The 17,865-nt window shown below is 77.2% G+C and carries 11 protein-coding genes; 2 read left to right on the forward strand and 9 right to left on the reverse strand.

Translation table 11 applies throughout. From position 1 onward, the window contains the following. Positions 1-8 precede the first annotated feature (8 nt). Positions 9-1,916 carry a M2 family metallopeptidase gene (locus WMF28_RS25490; RefSeq protein WP_437604310.1) on the reverse strand — a complete coding sequence of 636 codons (1,908 nt, stop codon included), beginning with the start codon at positions 1,914-1,916 and terminating at the stop codon, positions 9-11. A gap of 221 nt (positions 1,917-2,137) precedes the next feature. Here WMF28_RS25490 and WMF28_RS25495 point away from each other — a divergent pair, with 221 nt between their 5' ends. Both WMF28_RS25495 and WMF28_RS25500 read left to right on the forward strand, forming a co-directional pair. Next, the gene (locus WMF28_RS25495) at positions 2,138-2,398 is read left to right on the forward strand and encodes a hypothetical protein (RefSeq protein ID WP_437595912.1); all 261 of its coding nucleotides are present in this window, start codon (positions 2,138-2,140) and stop codon (positions 2,396-2,398) included. Then, a complete protein-coding gene (locus WMF28_RS25500; protein WP_437595913.1) occupies positions 2,391-3,431 on the forward strand; it encodes a phosphatase domain-containing protein in 1,041 nt (346 codons plus the stop codon). Before WMF28_RS25495 ends, WMF28_RS25500 begins: the two co-directional genes overlap by 8 nt. 73 nt (positions 3,432-3,504) lie before the next feature. Here WMF28_RS25500 and WMF28_RS25505 read toward each other — a convergent pair whose 3' ends face one another. From WMF28_RS25505 to WMF28_RS25540, 8 genes are all read right to left on the reverse strand, one after another. Continuing rightward, positions 3,505-4,338, reverse strand: coding sequence for a glutathione S-transferase family protein (locus tag WMF28_RS25505; RefSeq protein WP_437595914.1), 834 nt, complete (start codon positions 4,336-4,338; stop codon positions 3,505-3,507). A gap of 41 nt (positions 4,339-4,379) precedes the next feature. After that, entirely contained in the window at positions 4,380-5,849 is a 1,470-nt protein-coding gene (locus WMF28_RS25510) for an alpha-amylase family glycosyl hydrolase (protein ID WP_437595916.1), read from the reverse strand. Between the two features lie 252 nt (positions 5,850-6,101). Next, entirely contained in the window at positions 6,102-7,061 is a 960-nt protein-coding gene (locus tag WMF28_RS25515; protein WP_437595917.1) for an MYXO-CTERM sorting domain-containing protein, read from the reverse strand. 64 nt (positions 7,062-7,125) lie between these two features. Beyond that, positions 7,126-7,731, reverse strand: coding sequence for a hypothetical protein (locus tag WMF28_RS25520; RefSeq protein WP_437595918.1), 606 nt, complete (start codon positions 7,729-7,731; stop codon positions 7,126-7,128). Between the two features lie 59 nt (positions 7,732-7,790). After that, positions 7,791-10,931: a hypothetical protein gene (locus tag WMF28_RS25525; protein ID WP_437595919.1), complete on the reverse strand. Its 3,141-nt coding sequence runs from the start codon at positions 10,929-10,931 to the stop codon at positions 7,791-7,793. Positions 10,932-11,110: 179 nt separating this feature from the next. After that, complete coding sequence (locus tag WMF28_RS25530) at positions 11,111-11,239, reverse strand: hypothetical protein (protein WP_437595920.1); 129 nt, start codon at positions 11,237-11,239, stop codon at positions 11,111-11,113. Between the two features lie 186 nt (positions 11,240-11,425). Beyond that, entirely contained in the window at positions 11,426-14,602 is a 3,177-nt protein-coding gene (locus tag WMF28_RS25535; RefSeq protein ID WP_437595921.1) for a hypothetical protein, read from the reverse strand. Continuing rightward, positions 14,599-17,751, reverse strand: coding sequence for a hypothetical protein (locus WMF28_RS25540; protein WP_437595922.1), 3,153 nt, complete (start codon positions 17,749-17,751; stop codon positions 14,599-14,601). The genes WMF28_RS25535 and WMF28_RS25540 overlap by 4 nt, the downstream gene beginning before the upstream one ends. Positions 17,752-17,865 lie beyond the last annotated feature (114 nt).

Consider the following 17,865-nt stretch of genomic DNA (forward strand, 5'->3'; position numbering starts at 1 on the left):
ACGCTCGATTACCACCCACAGACTTCACCCTTGTTCTGCTCCTTGAGCCACCTCCTGAGCGGCTCGAAGTACTCCAGCATCGCGCTCGGATCGGCCCCGGTCTCGCCCGTCATCGCCTGCATCGCCTCCTGCCACGGGCGGCTCGCGCCGAGCGACAGCATGGCGCGCAGCTTCTCGCCAGCGGCCTCGCTGCCGTGGATCGAGCACGCATGGAGCGGCCCCGTGTGCCCGGCCGCCTTGCAGAGCGCCCGGTGGAACTGGAACTGATAGATGTGTGCGAGGAAATACCGCGTGTACGGGACGTTCGCCGGGACGTGGAACTTCGCCCCCGGGTCGAAATCGGCCTCGCTGCGCGGCACGGGCGGCGCGACGCCCTGGTACTTGAGCCGGAGCGCCCACCACGCCTTGTTGTAGTCGGCCGGCTTCGTCCTGCCCGAGAAGACGTCCCACCGCCACTGGTCGATGAGCTTGCCGAACGGCAGGAACGCGATCTTGTCGAGCGCCTTCTTGAAGAGGAAGTTGATGAGCCCCTTGTCGTCCGCGGGCACCCTGTCGATGAGCCCCAGCGTCTTCAGGTAGCTCGGCGTCACGGAGAGGGCGAGCGTGTCCCCGATCCCCTCGTGGAAGCCGTCGTTGGCGCCCGCCTGGAACAGGATCGGGAGCTTGTAATACTGATGGTTGTAATAGATGTGCCCGAGCTCGTGGTGGATCGTGATGAGATCCTCCTCGGTCGGCTCGATGCACATCTTGATGCGGAGATCGTCCCGGTCGCCCACGTCCCACGCGCTCGCGTGACAGACGACCTCGCGATCGACGGGCTTCTTGAGCAGCGACCGCTCCCAGAACGTCGCCGGCAGCGGGTCGAAGCCGAGCGAGGTGAAGAACCGCTCGCCGAACGAGACCATCTGCTTCTCGTCGAGCTTCTTCGCCTTGATCTTGCGCGTCACGTCGAGCGAGGGCTGGCCCTTGTACGGCTCCATGAGCGCGTAGACGTTCGACCACTCCTGCGCCCACATGTTGCCGAGCACGTGCGCCGGGATCGGGGCCTTGTCGCCGATCCTGTCCTTCCCGTGGATCGCGCGCAGCCTCGCGCGCACGTAGCAGTGCAGCTCATCATAGAGCGGCTTCAGCTTGCCCCAGAGCCGCTCGGTCTCGCCCTCGAACGCGTCGGGGGGCATGTCGTACCCGGCCCGCCAGAGCGCGCCGACGTCCGGGAAGCCGACCTCCGCGGCCCCCTTGTTGCCGAGGGCGACGTAGCGCTCGAACTTCGGGCGCAGCGGCGGGGCGATCGCGTGCCAGCCCGCCCACGCATCGAGCAGCTCGTCCCACTTGCGGCTGGTCTTCAGGATGCTGGAGAGCGCGTCGAGCGCGAGGCACTTCGGCGCCGCCGCGCCCGCCGCTGGCGCGGCGCGTCCCGGCTTGCCCTCCGGGCAGTACTTGCCCTTGCCGTAGAGGCTCGTCATCTCGACCGAGAGCGCGGCCAGCTCCGCGCGCTCCGCCGGGTCGCTCGGCGCCGGCAGGGTGGTCGAGATCTTGAGGAGCGTCAGCTGGCGGGCGAGCTCCGCGGGCAGCGCGAGGCCATCGAAGCGCCTCGCCGCCTTCATCGCGCGGTTGAGGTACTCCATGCTCGCCTCCTCGGCGGAGGCGGAGAGCGCGTCGGTGTCGTCCGTGATGAAGGTCTGGTTGACCCACGCCGCGCGCGCGGCCTGGAGCCGCAGCCTGCGCAGGTCCCTGTCGACGCCGGCCAGGAAGGCCTGCGCCTCGGCCACGCTGGGCGGCGCCTCCTGCGGGGGGGCGGCCTGAGGCCGGGGGGCCGCGGGCGCCGCCAGGGGCGCGGGCGCCCCTCCGCCGGGAAGCGGCGGCGCCGGAGACGCGGCGCCGCTGCAGGCCGACCCGAGCCCGAGCGCGACGAGCATCAGGGGGCGCAGGATCGCCGTCCGGGCGGGGGAGTAGCGGACCACGGGCCCTTCATACACGCCGGACCGTGCCGAGGGAACCAGGAGCGACGTGCGATCGTCGCGGCTCGGCCCCGCCGCTCCTCCCCCGCTCCCCGCTCCTCCCCCGCGACCAGGACGAACCGGGCTTGCCGTGACGGCTGCCAAGCGGCCCTGAAGTACCGTTACAATGCGGACCCACCATGAGGAATGCTCTCGCGCCCAGGCCCACGCTCCCGGCGGTCCGCAGCCTCGCCGCCTCCGCCCCGCCCGGCGCCTCGCTCGCCCGAGGACGCAGCGCGCAACCGATGCGCGACGGCCCGGAGCAGCGCCCTGCCGCGTCGATCCGCGAGGAGGCGACGGGGGACAGGGCGAGCTGCGACCTCCAGGGCCGATGCGGGCAGAGCCCCTACCGCGAGGCGCAGGCCACGACCCTGTGCGCGCCAGGCGGCGGCCATGAGTGAGCTCGAACATTTCTCCTTCGTCATCCCCGGCGAGCTCGCCGGCATGGCGTACCCCCACGCGCCGCGGGCTGTCGAGGAGCTCGCGGAGCTCGGCTTCCGCAGCATGGTGTCGCTCTCGCGGCGGGCGCCTCCGCCGCACGCGCTCGGCTCGCTCGTCCACCTGCACTGCCCGCTCGCGGACTTCACGCGCATCCCGAGCGTGGACCTCCTGCGCGCCGTGGCGTTCCTCGACCGGGCGCCGCGGCCGATCGTCGTGCACGGAGAGGGCGGCATCGGGCGCACCGGGGTGGTGCTCGCGTGCCGCCTCGTGTCGCTGGGCCGGTCGCCGGCCGAGGCCATCAACGAGGTGCGGCGCGCGCGGCCGGGCTCGATCGACGACCCCGAGCTCGAGGCGTCCGTCGCGGAGTTCGAGCTCTTCTACCGGAGCGAGCGCGAGCAGTCGACGCCGGTCCCCTTCAACTTCGCGTCCGCGTCGCCGCTCGACAGGGTCGTGCACGGCGCGGAGCGCCCCGGCTTCGGGATGGCGCTCTGGTCGGCCTCCGGGATCCGCTCGTCCGTGGCCCCGACGCCGGGCGCCGCGCAGCAGCCCGATCCGAGCGACGGCCCCATCGAGGCGTGGCTCGGCTTCATGGCCCGGCACGGCATGCGCGAGGTGCTGTGCCTGCTCGATGAAGGGGAGCTGGCGCTCCACCGGATCCCGCTCCTCGGCCGCTACCAGCGCGAGTTCCTCCGGGTGACGCACGTGCCGCTCGAGGGGGGCGCGATCCCCTCGCCCGACGCGCTGGAGCAGGCGCTCGTCGCGCTCCGGCGCGCGGAGGCAGGCGGCGCGCCCATCGTTGTGCACTGCGCCTCCGGCGCGGGCCGCGCGGGCATCGTGCTGGCGGCGTGGCTGCGCGCCCGGCACGGCCTCGCCCCCGAGGCGGCGCTCGGGGCGGTCCGGGATCACGCGCGGCACTTCGGGGCGCATCGCGAGCCGCTGAAGGCAGGGCCGGCGGTGCGGGACCTGCTCGCGAGCGTGCCGGCGCGCGGGTGAGCGCGGGCAGGCCGGCGCGCGGGTGAGCGCGGGCAGGCCGGCGCGCGGGTGAGCGCGGCGGCGGCGCCGTGCGTCACCCGCCGGCGTGAAGCCCGGCCTTCCGGTGCCGCTGCTCGCGGTACAGGCGCTGGACGAACGCGCCGGCCGGCTCGTCGCGGAGCGACGCGACGAGGTCGCGGAGGCCGGACGGCAGCGCGCCGGGCGGCGGGAGGGGCACCGGGTGGCGCTCGGGCACGAGCAGCGGCGCGGCGAGCGCGGCGAACGCGAGATCGGCGGCCGAGAACCGGTCGCCGACGAGGAACGGACGCCCGTCGCGCAGGCGCTCGTTCACCGCGTCGAAGACCGCGCGGATCTTCCCCCGCGAGCGGTCGGCGCCGACGGCGTCGATGCGCATCGCGCGCTTCATGACCGCGCGCGCGACAGGAAAGTAGGCGCGAAAGGCGCCGCGCCCGAGCCAGAAGCGCGGCGCCGCGCCGGCGCCCTCGAGCGAGCGGAACGAGCCGCTCATCAAGGCGAAGGCGGCCTCCTCGTCGGGCAGGAGATGAAAATACGCGACGCGGCGGGCGGCGGGGCCGAGCTCGCGGTCGAAGCGCTCCTCGAGCGCCTCGACCTCGGCCCGGCGCGCGCCGGGCTCGCCGAGGAAGAGCGCGTGCTCCGACGGGACGAACGCGTCGGCGTAGCGCAGGATGTCGGTCGAGTCGCCGAGCACTCCCGCCCGCGTGACGAGCACCGGCACGGAGCGGCGCCCGCCCGCGCGCAGCGCCGGGAGCGCGTGGGCGAGCGGGAGGTAGGCGTCCTCGCGGTACGGCACGCCGGCGCGGTCGAGCGCCCACCGCGCCTTCTCGCAGTAGTGGCTGAAAGGGATGGTGATGAGGCGGAGAGGCGCGGCCGCGCCGGCATCCGACATGAGGACCTCCAAGCTCGGAGCGACCCGGGCGCGCCGGCCGCTCAGCGCCGGATCTCGAAGAGGTGGGTGCCGTACGCGGGGAGCTCGACGCCGAGGCCGCGCGACAGATCGACGAGCTCGTCGCCGTCGCGCGGGTGCTCGTTGCCGGTCATGAGGTCGACGAGCAGGACCTTGCGGCCGGCGATGCCGGCCATGTCGAGCGGGATGCGGCACCCGCTGCGCGACGGGGCGAAGTTGACCACCGCCACGAGCGGCGCCGCGCTGCGGGGCGCGCCGCAGGCCGGGAGCGGCTCCCACCGGTAGGCGACGAACGCGTCGGCGCCCGGGCCGCGCGGGGTGAGCGTGGCGAAGCTCCCGGTGCGCAGGATGGGACGACGCACCGCGGCGAGGAGCCGCTCGTGGAAGGCGAGGCACGCCTGATCGACCGGCTCCTCGGGGGCGCGGGCGAGGTGCAGCGAGGCGCGCACCGTGCGCCCCTCGAGCTGGCCGTGGTGGATGAACCGCATGCCGGGCACCGTCGCGGCGATGAACTCCGCGGCCCGGCGCCGGTCGGGCGGGAGCACGGCCGCGATGCGCGGCTCGTCGTGGTGCTCGATGAAGCGGACGCTCCGCCGCTGGTAGTCGGGCGTGGCCGCGAGGTGGCCGCGGACCGAGGACGCGGAGGCGTGGCTCAGCCGATCGTAAAGGCTCTTGTCGAAGGTGTAGTCGAACCCGAGCATCTGCAGCCGCCACTCGAGATCCCAGAACGCCTCGGCGATGAAGACGAAGCTCGGGTGGTCGCGGCGGACGGCGTCGATGGCCTCCGCCCAGAACTCGCCGGTGGCCTCGGCCTGTCGCGCTGCGGGCGGCCGCTTGGCCCACGTGTGCCGGAAGACGTCGTCGAGCACGAGCATGGCCATGTCGCAGCGGACGCCGTCGCAGCGCGAGGCGACGCTGCGGAGCGCCTCGGTGGAGGCGGCGCGCGTCGCCGCGAGGCGGTAGTCGAGCTGGGCGGTGTCGGGCCACGGCGGGATGTAGGGGTCGCGCCCGCTGAGCGGGGCGCCGTCGTCGCCGACGACGAAGCACTCGGGCTTCTCCTTGACCCAGTGGTGGTCGCGCGCGACGTGGTTGGGGACGAAGTCAAGGAGGATCCCGATGCCGCGCGCCGCGAGGCGCCGGCGCAGATCCGCGAGCGCGGCGTCGCCGCCGAACGCGGGGCTCACCTCGTACCGCGCGACGGCGAACGGGGAGCCGGCCACGTCGGCCTCGGTCCAGTCCGGCAGCACGCGGTCGTACTCGGCGCGCAGGTCGGGGTGCGTGAGCGAGAGGCGCGAGCCCTCCTGGCCGAGCGTCCAGACGCCCATCAGGTACACGTAGTCGACGCCGAGCGCGGCGAGCCGGTCGAGCGCCGCGTCGGGCACGCTGGCGAGCGTCACCCTGGCCTTGGCGGCGCGCGAGAGCTCATGGAGCCAGACGCGCACGAAGACCGCGTACAGCAGGGGGTGCTGGTGGGCAGGGACTAGGGAGCTCATCGATTGGATTGGGACGGCGGGCCCGCGAGGGAGTCGCGGGCAGGCGGCGTCGGCAGAGGATTGTCTGCGGGCTCGGGTGGTCCCTGCAAGGGCGATCGCGAGGTTGGGGGCGCCGCGGGCCGAGGCCGCGCGCGCCGTCCAGCGCAGAGGCTGTCTCACAGAGACCCGTCCGCCCAGGCTGCCGGCGCAGGCACGGGTGCTCGGCGCGCGCTGCGACCGATCGCGGCGTGCGCCCGACCGCGGCGTGCGACGCTAGCCGCGGCGCGCGCGGCGCCTTCGAGCGAGCGCGGCCGCCGCGCCCAGGGCGACGAGCGGCAAGGCGAGGGGCGTCGAGGCCTCCTCGGGCGAGAGCCGGCAGCCGCAGCCGCCCTGCTTCGGCGAGACCGGGGGCGGCGCCTCGTCGGGCGGGATCTCGGCGTCGGAGGGCGCCTCCGCGGGGTCGGACGCGGGCTCGGCGTCGGACGCCTGCTCCTCCTCGGCCCCGTCGCTCTTCTCGGTCTCGGCGCCGGCGCTGTCCGCCTTGTCCTTCTTCTTCTTCTCGCCGGTGAAGACGATCGCGCGGCGATCGATGATCTCGTTGTCGCCCTTCAGGGTGATCTTCTGCCTCTGCCCCATCTGCACGCCGTCGCTCGCGCGCTTGATCACGAGGTCGTACTCGCCGGCCTCGAAGCCGCGATCGCGGCGAAGGACGAAGTCGAACTTGGTGATCGAGAAGACCTTGCCGCTGCCGTCGGAGAAGCCGACGTCCATGCTCTCGTTGATCGACTGCTGGTTCTGGAGCGGGATGCGGTTCAGGATCGGCTTCTCGGGCGACTGGTCGGTGAGCGCTCGCTCGTAGTGCACCGTCGGCGTGAACGAGAACAGCATCGGGATGTGCGAGAGGTGCGGCGTCCCTCCGTAGTTGATCGTCATCTTGAGCTTCCAGCGGCCGCCGTCCTCCTTGGGCGCGCGATCGGCGATGGTGACGGTGCCCGCCGCGTGCGCCGCGGTCGCGGGCAACCACGCCCCGATCAGGGCGAGCGCGGCCGCGACGACGCGCGCGAGCAGGAGCCCGCGGCCGCCGCCGGCGAGCAGGAGCCCGCGGCCGCCGCCGGCGAGGCGGCGCGCCGCTCCGGCGCGGGCGTGGGCGGGGCGGGCGTGAGAACGCTCGGCGCGCTGACGTCGCGCGCCGGGCTGAGAGAGGTGACCGGTTCGAGGTCGGGCGGTTCGCATGCGCAGCACGCTACCAGGGATTTCTTGGAAACGAGGCGCGGACGAGAGGGCCGGCGGCGCGGGCTCAGTCCGGGAACCAGAGCAGGTCGTCGGAGGTGGGCTTGTAACAGGCCTGGCGGCCCGCCTCCTCGTTGTCGGTGCAGCTCGCGTTGTCGAGGCAGTCGATGATCTCGTAGCGGCCGGCGCCGTTGTAGATCGAGGTGAACATCGCGCGCTGGGCCGTCTCGAGCTTGCTGAACGCGGTCTTGCAGTCTGCGACGGGGATCTTCTCGCAGCGGGCCATGCGCGCGCAGCGGGAGTCGATGACGGGCTTCGCCGTCGGCTCGTCCGGGTTGATCTTGACGGCCACCTCGTCGTTGCACTCGAGGATGATCTGGCTCCGGTCAGGCGAGCTCTCGGTGGAGGCCTCCATCCGCCGCGAGAAGCAGCTCGTCATCGCACGGAGATAGGTGGGCGAGGAGGTCGGGTAGGCGGCCTTGCACGCGTTGAGGTGCTCCCAGGACGCGCCGGCGCGCTGGAGCTTGGCGAGCGCGGCGCACCACTCGGCCTGGGCGGCGATGACGCCGTCGCGGTCGGGAAAGCTCGTAGGCCGCTCGGAGCAAGCGATCACCGGGCCGAGCATCGACGCGGCCACCGCCATCGGCAAGGCCAAGGATCGAAGGGCGAGCATGGGCCGACCCTAGCACGGTGGTCCGCCGGAGCGGAGTTTCCGGGAACGCGCCGCGCGCATCAGGGCCGGTCCGGCAGGAGCTCGCAGCGGAGCCCCGCGCCGCCGCCGCGGAGGGCCGCGGCCCCGCCGGGGCCGAACACCGCGCCGAGGTCCTGCGCGCCCCGGGCAGCGGCGCGGATCTCGATCGCCTCGACGCACAGCGCCCCGCCGCCGCCGGCGAGCAGCGCGGCCCCGGGGGCGTCCTCCTCGAGCAGCGGGGTCCCGCTCCTCGACGCCACCCGCAGCGTGACGGGCAGCTCGGCGATGAACCGGTGGGACGGCCGAGCGCCGCCGCAGTCGCCGGCGCCGATCTCGGCGAGCGACGCGAGGGATCCGAGCGGCTCGAGGGGGCCGACCTGACCCCGGGCGACGTCGAGCGGCCCGGCGACCACCTCCCCCGAGGCGACCGAGTAGCCGACGAGCGCGAGGCCAGGGGCGTCGAGCCGCCGGCCGAGGGTGAGCCGGGCGCCCGCGACGTCGGGGACAGGCGCGAGCCCGGCGACCGGGAGGGTGGCCCGCCGGGTGACGAGGAGGAGGCTCCGCTTGCCGGCGTCGAAGGCGAGCAGGTCGCCGCCCGGCAGCTCGGCCGCGGCGGCGATCGTGCCGGCGTGGTCAAACGGCAGCAGCGCCGGGGGCGCGGCGCCCGCGCGCACGCGGAGGCCGCGCCGCCCCTGCGGTCCGCTGGCGTCGAAGAGCAGCAGCAGCTCCACGGGCGCTCCGGCGCCGGGCGCGAGCAACACGGGGACGGCGGCGCCGGAGGCCGCGGCGAGCGAGCGGTCGCGGAGGGACAGGCGGCGCGGCGCGGCGGCGGTCGCGAACGGATCGAGCACGCTGGCGGTGAAGACGCCGTCGCGGAGCGTGCCCAGGGGGGAGAACGGGGCGGTCCACAGCGAGACGGCCGGGGGCGCGCCGCCGAAGAGCCGGGCCGCCGCGGAGGCGCCCGGCGCTGCGAGCGCGACGCGGGGGGCGCGGCCCGGAGCGGGACGAGCCGGGGGGCGCGCCGCCGGGAGGGCGGCAGGGGGCGGGAAGGACGGAGGGTCGCCGTCGAGACGGCAAGAGACGAGCGGCGGAGGGGCGGTCCGGGGCGCGGGGCTCGCCGCGGGGGTGTAGGGCGGCGGCGCGCTGCGCGGCGGCGGCGGAGGGCTGCCCCAGCCGAGGCGGACGAGGCCGTGATCGCCCATCGCGCAGCCGATCGGAGAGCAGGCGAAGGGGGTGCCCTCGTCGAGCGGAGGCTCGATCTGGCGAGCGGGAGGGCCCTCGACGGGGCGCCACGAGCGGCCGCCGTCGGTCGACTCGAAGTAGCCCGGCGGGTCGTCGCCGGTGGCGGCGAGCGCGAACCGGCCGCCGGCGACGACGTGCGCGACGGCGGCCGGGAGGGGATAGACGGTGGTGCCGCCGCGCGCGTCGATGCGCAGGCCGGCGATGCGGCCGCCGCGGCGGCGCGAGAGGAGGCGCGCGGCGGGCCCGGGCGCGCCTTCCGCCGGCAGCGCCGCGTGGTCCGGGGAGGCGCCGCCGGCCGCGTCGGGCAGGTGGAGCCAGCCGCGCACGGCGCCGTCGTCGTCCTCCCAGAAGTCGGTGTCGACGAGGCGCGGCGAGGCGGGGTCGGCAAGCGCCGGGAAGACGCCGCCGGCGAGCGCCGGGTCGCGCTCGCGCACGCGGATCACGCGGACGCCCTCGGATGGGCTCGCGGGACGGGGCTCGCGGCCGCGCGAGACGGGAGGCGACGTGCGCGGCGCTTCCTCGTCCCCGGCGCTCCACGGTCGCGGCGCTTCCTCCTCGGCGGTCCGCGTTCCCGGCCCCCTCGGCGCCGCCAGCACGAGCGCGGTCACGGTCCCGCGCTCGCCGGCGATCCAGCGGTAGAGGCGGGCGGCATCCTCGCCCTCGATCCGGCGCTCGACCCAGCGGCCGCCGCCGGTGCGCACGCACACGCGCGCGGCGTGCTCCTCGGCGAGCACGCCGCTGCCGGACGAGCCGCGCTCCGCGATGGCGCGCGGCTCGTCCGGCAGCGGCAGCGCAGAAGGCCAGGGCGACCGCTCGCCGTCCGGCGAGTCGGCGCCGTCCGGGCTCTCCTGGAAGTCGTGGATCCCGGGAGGCGCGCTGCCGCACCGGCCAGAGAAGGCGAGGCGACCTCGATCGTCGCCGACGAACGTCCCCCGCGAGGGCGCGATCGGATCGGGGTCGCGGCCGCGGGGCGGGAAGGTGGCCTCCAGCCGCGGCGCGGCGAGCGTCGTCTCGAGCCGTAGCACCTGGGCGGCCTCGTGCGCGCACGCGAGCAGGACGTCCTCGCCTGCCCGGAACGGCTGGCAGCGCGCATAGCGCGGGTCCAGGCCCTCGATCGCCGCGTCGGCGATGGGCTGGGCCGTCGCCGCGGCGAGCACGGCGAGGTCGCCGTGGCGGGCGACGAGCAGCCTGCCGCCCGGGAGGAGGGCGCCGGTGGCCGCAGCCAGCGCGAGCGCCTCCGGGGCGAGCGCGCGGCCCGAGGAGGCCTCGCGCGGCGGGTCCCGCGCCAGCGGGAGGTGGAGCGACGGGCTCGGGCTGTCGCGCGGCGGAGCGGGCGTGGCAGGCACGAGGCCGGCGGCGGTCACGCGGAGCGCAGCGCCGCCCGAGGGGCCGAGCAGCGCGACCTCCCCGCCCCCCTCCGCGAGGAGCGTCGTGGCGAGCCCGTGGGTCTCGAGCACGTCGATCCAGGTGGCGCCCCCGTCGAGCGTGACCGAGGCGCGGCCGAGCAGGTCGAGGCGCGCCGCGCGCCGCGCGTCGACGGCCACGGCGTCGACCACGCCCGCGGCGCCGAAGCGGCGAAGGGCGAGCGTGGACGGGTCGATCTCGAGGAGCCCCCGATCGCTGCGCAGGAGGATCGCGTCGAGGTACGGCCGGGCGCCGCCGGGGGCGCCGACGTCGGCGATGGGCGCGAGCGCGCCGAGGAAGTCGCTGGCGCGGTAGACGCGGCCCTCGGACCACAGGACGAACCCACCCCCGAGGCGCGCCGGGATCGACCGGAACCCGCGGAGCAGCTCGGACGCGGGCGCGGCGCCGAGCACGACGCCGCCCTCGAGGCGCACGCGGATCCCTTCGTGGAGCGCCGGTTGCCGGCCGGGCGCGGGCGAGCCTTCGCCGGACGCGGCGGCGGCGTCGAAGAGGACCCCGACGCCCTCGGTGAGCACGTAACGCGCCGGAGCGAGCGGCGGCGCGTCGGAGAGCGCGGAGGCCGGGGGACCGGCCCGCCGCGGAGCGCGCTCCGGGGCGGCGCTGCAGGCAGCGGCGAGGGCGAGCCCGAGCAGGACGCCTGCGCGGGAGGGCTTCGCGGCGACGGCGGCGCGGCGCAGGAGCGAGCGCCGCGGCGTCAGCAGAGCGCGCCGGCGGCGAGCTTCGCGCCCCGGACACCGCCGATCCGCCGGGCGAGGGCCGCGCGCTCGACGCGCTCCCGTGCGGACCGGGGGAACATCGCTCTGGGCTCGCTCTGCCGTTCCATCTTCAAGCGCCTCCAGCGCCCTCCGCGGGGCTCAGGCGGCGCACTGTAAACGATCCGAGCGAACGCCGCAGCGCGCTCCTGGCCCGGACCGCCCGGGCGCAGCGAGCGCCGCCTGGACCCGCGTGAGGCGGCTCGCTCCGCCGCCGCGCGCCAAGGCCGAGCCGATCGCGAGCACGCGCGCTCGCCTCAGCGCCCCCTCACGACCGCCTTGCACTGCACCGGCTGCCGCACCTCCTGGCCGTGCTGGACGAGCACGAGCGTACCTCCACCAGCTCCCTGCGCCGGCTCGCCCCGCCGCGCGGGCGCGGGGCTCGGCCCGCCGCGCGCGCCGAGCGAGGCCGCGGGCGGCGGCCCCGCGAAGCGCGCGACGAGCTTCTTCACGACGCCGGGCGGCTCGTAGAAGCCGAGGTCGACCTCGTAGCGCTCGTCCCGCACGGTGAGCTCCACGGCGTCGAGGCACGCGCGATCGCGCGACCACCGGATCACCGCGACGCCGGCCGTCCCGGCCTCGGCGATCCCCGGCAACGCGCCGGGCGCGAGGCCGATCTCCGTATCGAACGGCAGGACCACGCGCGCCTCCCCGCGGCGCGGCGCGCACGACGGCTCGCTGCCCGCGATGAGCTCGCCGAGCGGCGCGAGCGCCTCCTCGGGGCCCAGCTCGCCGAGCTCGGGCTCGACAGGCGAGAGCACCGCGCCGCCGTCGCCGGCGACCGCCACGGCGACCGGCGCGCCCGCGCGCACGCCCGCGCCGAAGGCGAAGCGCGCCTGCTGCGCCGCCGCCCGCCCCGAGCGCTGCCGGTGGAGCTCCCGGAGCGCCGGCGGCGGCCCGCTGCCCCCGGATCGCGCGCTCGTCGACGCCCCGCGCGCGGACCCCGCCTCTCCGCGCAGGTCGACGGCGCTCACCGCGAGGCCGTCGTACCCGGGGCTGAGGAGCACCGCGCGATCGCCGAGGTCGACGCCGACCGAGAGCCGGGGGACGCAGCCGCCGATCGGCCGCGTCACGCGCGCGGCGTCCAGCAGGCCGGCGAGGCACGCCTCCTTCGGGCCGACCGCGACGGGGGCCACGCGGCCGTCGCGATCGATCACGAGCCCGACCTGCGCCTCGTAGGGCCGGTACGCGAGCTGGGGCAGCCCGGCGCTCGCGAGCGGCACGGTCGCGCGGCGGATCTCGGCGCGCAGATCGAGCGGGGCGATCCAGGCGAGCTCCGCGTCGGCGAAGGCCGCCGGCTGCGCGCCGCCGAACGACGGCAGCGTCAGCACCCCGAGGGTGCCGAGCCGCAGCGGGCTCGTCGCGCGCAGGGGCGGCGCGGCCACGGCGCCGAAGCCGTACGACTCCGGCACGCGCGCGGCGGCGATCGGCCCCGCAAAGCTGCAGGCGAGCCGCGCGATGGGCGGCGGGACCGGCGGCCGCGCCGACCCGTCGCGCTCGCGCCGCGGACGCCCGGCGGACCGCTCCGCCGCAGCCGCATCGGGCAACGACGCCCCGCGCTCCCCGCCGCCGCTCGCGGCCGACGCCCACCCGAGCCGGAGGAACGGGCCGAGGCGGCATCCCACCGCGGAGCAGCCCGCGAGCCCGGCCGCCGCGCTGCCCGGCGGCGGCGCGACGGGCGCCCACCGCCTCCCGCGATCGATCGTCTCGAAGAGCCTGCCGTCCTCCGCCTCGACGAGCGCGAACGGGCCCGACGCCTCGATCGAGCTCGCGCGCGCCGGCAGCGGGAGGCGGCGCAGCCGGCCGGCGGCGTCGATCGCGATCGGCGCGAGCCGGGCCGCGCCTTGCACGGGGAGCCAGCCCTCGATGGCGCCGCCCGCGAGCACGGCGAGCGCGCGCGAGAGCAGCTCCGGCCGCCGGTCGCCGTACGCGGGCAGGACGAGCGGCGGCTCGCCGCGCGCGATCCGCACGACGCGGAGCGCGCCGCGCACCTCGACGCGCTCGCCGTCCGGCAGGAACGAGCCCGATCGCGCGACGAGGGCGACCGCGCCCCCGCCGCCGCGCGGGATCCACGCGAGCACGTCGGTCGCGTCCGCCGGATCGAGGCGGTGCTCGACCCAGACGAGAGGCCCGCTCCGCACGCAGAACACAGCGCTCCGCGGCGCCGGGTCGCCGGCGAACGCCGCGCTCGAGATCGCGCGGAGGTCGAGCCACGGCTTCGGCAGCCCCTCGCACGGCCCGAGGTAACCGAGCGCCTCGCCGTCCACGCCGACGAAGCGACCGGCCTCCCGCTCCGGCTCGGGCCGGAGCTCGAACGCGCGCTCGATCCGGAGCGCGCGCGGCGCGCGCGCGTCGCTGGCGACGTCCACGACGCTCGCGCGATCCGGGCCGGCGCAGACGGCGAGCAGCGCGTCGCTCGCGCGAAACGGCGCGCACTGGCCGCTGCCGGGCGGCAACGGCGCGACGGACGAGGCGCGACCGGTCGCGAGATCGATGCGGCCGATGGAGCCATCCGCGGCGATCACCGCCCCCCCGTCGGCGAGCGGCAGGCCCGAGGCCACGGCGCCCGCGAGCTGCTCGAAGGGGGCGCCGGGGAGCCACCCGGAGTCGACGCCGGCCGGCGGCCGCGCGCGCGGGGCGCGGGGCTCGCCGAGGCGGCCGCTCGGATCGACGGCGCGCTCGAGGCCGCCGAGGAGCGAGACGACGATCTCCTCGCCGCGGACATCGAGCGCGATCGCGCCGCCGAGCTCCGCGGTGACGTCGCGGTAGGAAGCGCCCGCGTCCAGCGTGAGGAGCGCGCGCCCGAAGACGGTGAGGCCGAGCGCGCGGCGCTCGCCGGCGGCCGCGGCCGCGACGAGGGACGGCAGGCCGAGCGGCCGCAGCGCGCCGCTCGCGCCCTGGACGACGAAGCTCCCGACCGACGTGATCAGGCCGATGCCGTCGAGCCACGGGAACACGCCGGCGACGCTGCCCGGCAGGGTCGCGAGCCTGCGGAGCTCCCCGGCAAACGTGGCCGCCGTGTAGATCTCGCCGCCGCTCCAGAACACGTAGCGCGGCCCGGTCGGCGCGCTGGCCTGAGCCCAGGCGGGGAACGCTGCGCCGCCGGCGAGCTCCAGGCCGTCTGCGCCGAGCGGCTCGATCCGCTCGAGGCCGTGCAGCTCGACGCGCTGGCCGTTGACGACCGCCCTGCCGACCTCCTCGCCGTCGACGACCACGCGCTCGACGAGGCCCTGCGCCGGCGGCGCGACGTACCGGGCAGGGCCGAGCGCGACGACGGCGGGGGCGCGGCGATGCGGCTCGGGTGCGCCGGGCGGCGCGGGCGCCGACGCGGCCGCCCCGCAGGCCGCGAGCGCCGGCGCGGCGACGAGCGATAGCCGGCCGAGCGCGCGGGAGAGCGCGCCCGGGGGGCGCGGAGCGGCGGCCCCGCGCCTCACTCGCCGCCCGGCCGGGCGCCCGCAGCGCACGTCAGGCGCTGCATCGTCGACGCGGTCCGCAGCACACCTTCTCCGCCTCCCTCCCCGCTCCCCTGCCCGCGCGGCGCCGTCCACCGCGCGATCAGCGCCGCGCCCACCGCCGCCTCGCCGCGCCGCCGCGAGTCGGCGACCGCGAGGTGCAGCGCTTCGAGGCAGACGCGCTCGCGCCCCCAGCGTACCTGCGCGATGCCCTGGTCCCCGGGGGCGATCGCGGGCAACGCCCTCCGATCGAGGCGCAGCGCGCCCTCCGGATCGAGCGCCACGAGCGCGCGCCACGCGCCCCGCATGGCGCGGCAGCGCGCGTCGCTCGCGGCGGTCAGCGTCGACCAGGGCGCGAGCGCGACCACCTCGCCCGCCGTCGCGGCCGTGCGGTCGAGCACCGCGGCCCCTGCGGTCTCGGGGGCCGGGCCGTCGAGCACCAGCACGCCGGTCTCGCCGTCGTCGCGCCGGGCCAGCGCCATCGGCCGGCCCCGCAGCTCCTCGCGGTCGAGCCCCACGATGCGCGCGGGCTGCCAGGGCTCCGGCGTGTGCTCCTCGATGGCCGCGCGGCGCCGGTGCTCGCCGAGCACGAGGGCGCGGCCCGGGCCGAGCAGCAGACCGGGGGCCCGCCCCGCGGAGGCGTCCGCAGGGCTCCGGCGCGGCTCGAACACCGGGAGCGCCCGCGCGCCCCCGGGGCCGAGCAGCAGCTCGCCCACGTCGGCGAGGACGAGCAGCGCCGTCTCGCCGCCCGCGGCGAGCAGCGGCACCGAGGTGGCCCGCTGCGCGCCGCGCCTGCCGCTCGGCGCGAGCTCGGTCGCGTTCAGCCGCAGCACCTCGCCGCGCAGGTCGAACGGAGGGCGAAACAGCGCGCTGTGCGTCCGCGGCGCCGCGGCCTTCGGGCCGCCCTTCCCCGGCGCCGCCTCCTCGACCGGCGGCGCCTCCTCGGCCGGCCGCGTGGCGCGCTCGGGCGCCGGCGCGTCAGCGACGATCTCCAGCGTCTCGCCGTACGGCGTCGACACGGTCCATCGCTCCGCGCCGGCCGCGGGCGCCGCCTGCGGGAGCGGCGCCGGCAGGCCGACCGGCGCACACGACAGCACCGGCAGCCCCGCCGTCGTCTCCTGCGGCCGGCCGCCTCCGCTCGGGCAAGCCGCCGCGCCCGCCCCGCTCGCCTCCGCAGCCCCGCAGCCGGGGCCCGGCGCGGGGGCGACGTCCGGCGACACCTCGCCCGCGCCCCAGCCGAGCCGCACCACGCCGGCCAGCGCGCAGCCGAGCGCGGAGCACGCGCCCTGGAACGACGACGGGGGCACCGGCGAGCGCCCCGCAGCGCGCCACGTCCGGCCGTGATCGAGCGTCTCGTGGAGCTCCGCGCCGCGCGTGACGAGCACGCCGTGATCGCCGGTCACCACCATCCCCGCCGGATCCGGCGGCAAGGCGTGCCCCTCGATCCCCCCGTCCGCCGCGATCGAGACGCCCAGGCTCGCTTGCCTGACGGGATCGGGCCACTCGACCGACGACAGCCACCCGTCGACCCCGCCGTCCTCGCGCGCACGGAAGCGCCGGTCGACGAGCACCCGCGCCCCGTCCCGCGGAGGCGGCGTCCAGTACCAGCCGGGGAGATGCCCGCGCAGCTGCACGACCCGCACGCCCCCCTCGTCGCGGCCCAGCGGCGCGCCGACCGGCGCCGGCAGCGCGTCGCGCTCGCCCTGCAGCAGCGCGACAGCGCTCCCGTCCCGACGCGGCGCCCAACCGACCAGCGCCTCCGCCCCGCCGATCTCGACCGCGTGCTCCACCCACGCGCCCGCGCCGCGCCGCACGCAGATCCTCGGCGAAACCACGACCGCTCCGTAACGGCGATCGCGCTCCTCGTCGCTCACGAGCCGCGGAGACGCCGCGCAGCCGCCGACGTAGCCGAGCGCGCCGCCGTCATCGGCCACGAAGAACCCCTCGTCGCTGAAGGCGCGCTCCACCCGCGGCGCCTCGCCGCGCTCCGAGCGCAGGACGTAGCTGCCGTAGCCCTCGTAGTCGTCCCACGCGCACAGGAAGAGCAGCCCGTCCTCCGCGCGCATCGGGGCGCAGTCCAGCCCGTCCGGAAACCAGCCGGCGAGCCGCTCGCGCGTCGCCCCCGTGCGCGCGTCGATCCGCGCGACCCCGCCCTCCAACACCCCGAGCGCCGTCCCGTCCGGCAGGAGCGCGCCGGCGGAGACGGCCGCGTCGAGCGGCGCGAGCTCCTCGACGGCCAGCTCCCCGCGCCCGCCGGCCCGGGGGCCCGCGAAGAGCAGCTGGAACGAGCCGCCCGGCGACATCGCGCGGAGATCGCCGTCGGGGCGCCCGAGCGACCCGTCCGGCAGCACGGCCACACGCCCGAGCGCCGTGCCGAGCCAGAGCGCGTCCGGCGCGACGACGAGGCCGCGCGAGGCGAGGCCGATCCGCCGGCCGACATCGCTCCATGTCCTGCCGCCGTCCACGGTCGTCGCCGCGCGGCCGAAGACGTCGAGGCGCGCCGCGCGCGCCGCGTCCAGCGCGGCGAGATCGTGGATCGCCGGCGCATCGAGCGCCCGGCCGCGATCCTCGCCCGGCAGGAGCGCCCGCGGCCCCTGCTCCGTGAAGACCACGACGCCGCGCAGGCCGTTCCGGGCGCCCCGCACGGCGCGGGCGCCGCCGCCGATCGCCACCTCCGCGAGCGGCCCCGTGAAGCCGCGCGACCGGAACGCCCTGCGCCGGGTCCAGTGCAGGAAGCCCCCGCCGAGGTGGGGCGCGACCGCGAGCGACCCGACGACCGGATCGCCGGACGCCCACAGATCGGGCTCCCACGCCGCCGCGACGACCCGCCCGCCCCCGCCGAGCTCGAGCCGCGCGCCGGCCGCGACGACGCGGTCCACGACGGCCGCGTCCGGTCCGCCGTGCGTCACGCGGAACACGCCGTCCGCGAGCCCCTGGACATAGCGAGCCCCCGCCGGCGCCGCGCCTGCCGCGCCCGACACACCCGACACGCTCGACACACGCGCAACCTGCGCAGACCGAGCGGCCCCCGCAGCGCCGCGCGCAGGGGCCGGCTCGGGCGCGAGCGCGCAGGCGGCCGCGAGGAGCGCCGTGAGCAGACCGAGCGAGCGCGCCAGCATCGGGGAAGACACGACGGTATCCGCTGTACCGTCCCCGTCCAGAGCCGATCCGCCTCGCCCAGCCGACAGCCGCGCTCTCCCCTCGCGCCCCGTCGTAAGCTGCGGCCCACGGCGCGCTGCGCCCGC

Origin of the sequence: Sorangium sp. So ce590, assembly GCF_051521365.1 — a bacterium.
Taxonomy (GTDB): domain Bacteria; phylum Myxococcota_A; class Polyangia; order Polyangiales; family Polyangiaceae; genus Sorangium.

What these genes read in the sequence shown, in the direction of transcription:
- WMF28_RS25490 (WP_437604310.1), bottom strand. Translation starts at nt 1,916, where the DNA reads ATGCTCGTCGCGCTCGGGCTCGGGTCGGCCTGCAGCGGCGCCGCGTCT.
- WMF28_RS25495 (WP_437595912.1), top strand. Translation starts at nt 2,138, where the DNA reads ATGAGGAATGCTCTCGCGCCCAGGCCCACGCTCCCGGCGGTCCGCAGC.
- WMF28_RS25500 (WP_437595913.1), top strand. Translation starts at nt 2,391, where the DNA reads ATGAGTGAGCTCGAACATTTCTCCTTCGTCATCCCCGGCGAGCTCGCC.
- WMF28_RS25505 (WP_437595914.1), bottom strand. Translation starts at nt 4,338, where the DNA reads ATGTCGGATGCCGGCGCGGCCGCGCCTCTCCGCCTCATCACCATCCCT.
- WMF28_RS25510 (WP_437595916.1), bottom strand. Translation starts at nt 5,849, where the DNA reads ATGAGCTCCCTAGTCCCTGCCCACCAGCACCCCCTGCTGTACGCGGTC.
- WMF28_RS25515 (WP_437595917.1), bottom strand. Translation starts at nt 7,061, where the DNA reads ATGCGAACCGCCCGACCTCGAACCGGTCACCTCTCTCAGCCCGGCGCG.
- WMF28_RS25520 (WP_437595918.1), bottom strand. Translation starts at nt 7,731, where the DNA reads ATGCTCGCCCTTCGATCCTTGGCCTTGCCGATGGCGGTGGCCGCGTCG.
- WMF28_RS25530 (WP_437595920.1), bottom strand. Translation starts at nt 11,239, where the DNA reads ATGGAACGGCAGAGCGAGCCCAGAGCGATGTTCCCCCGGTCCGCACGG.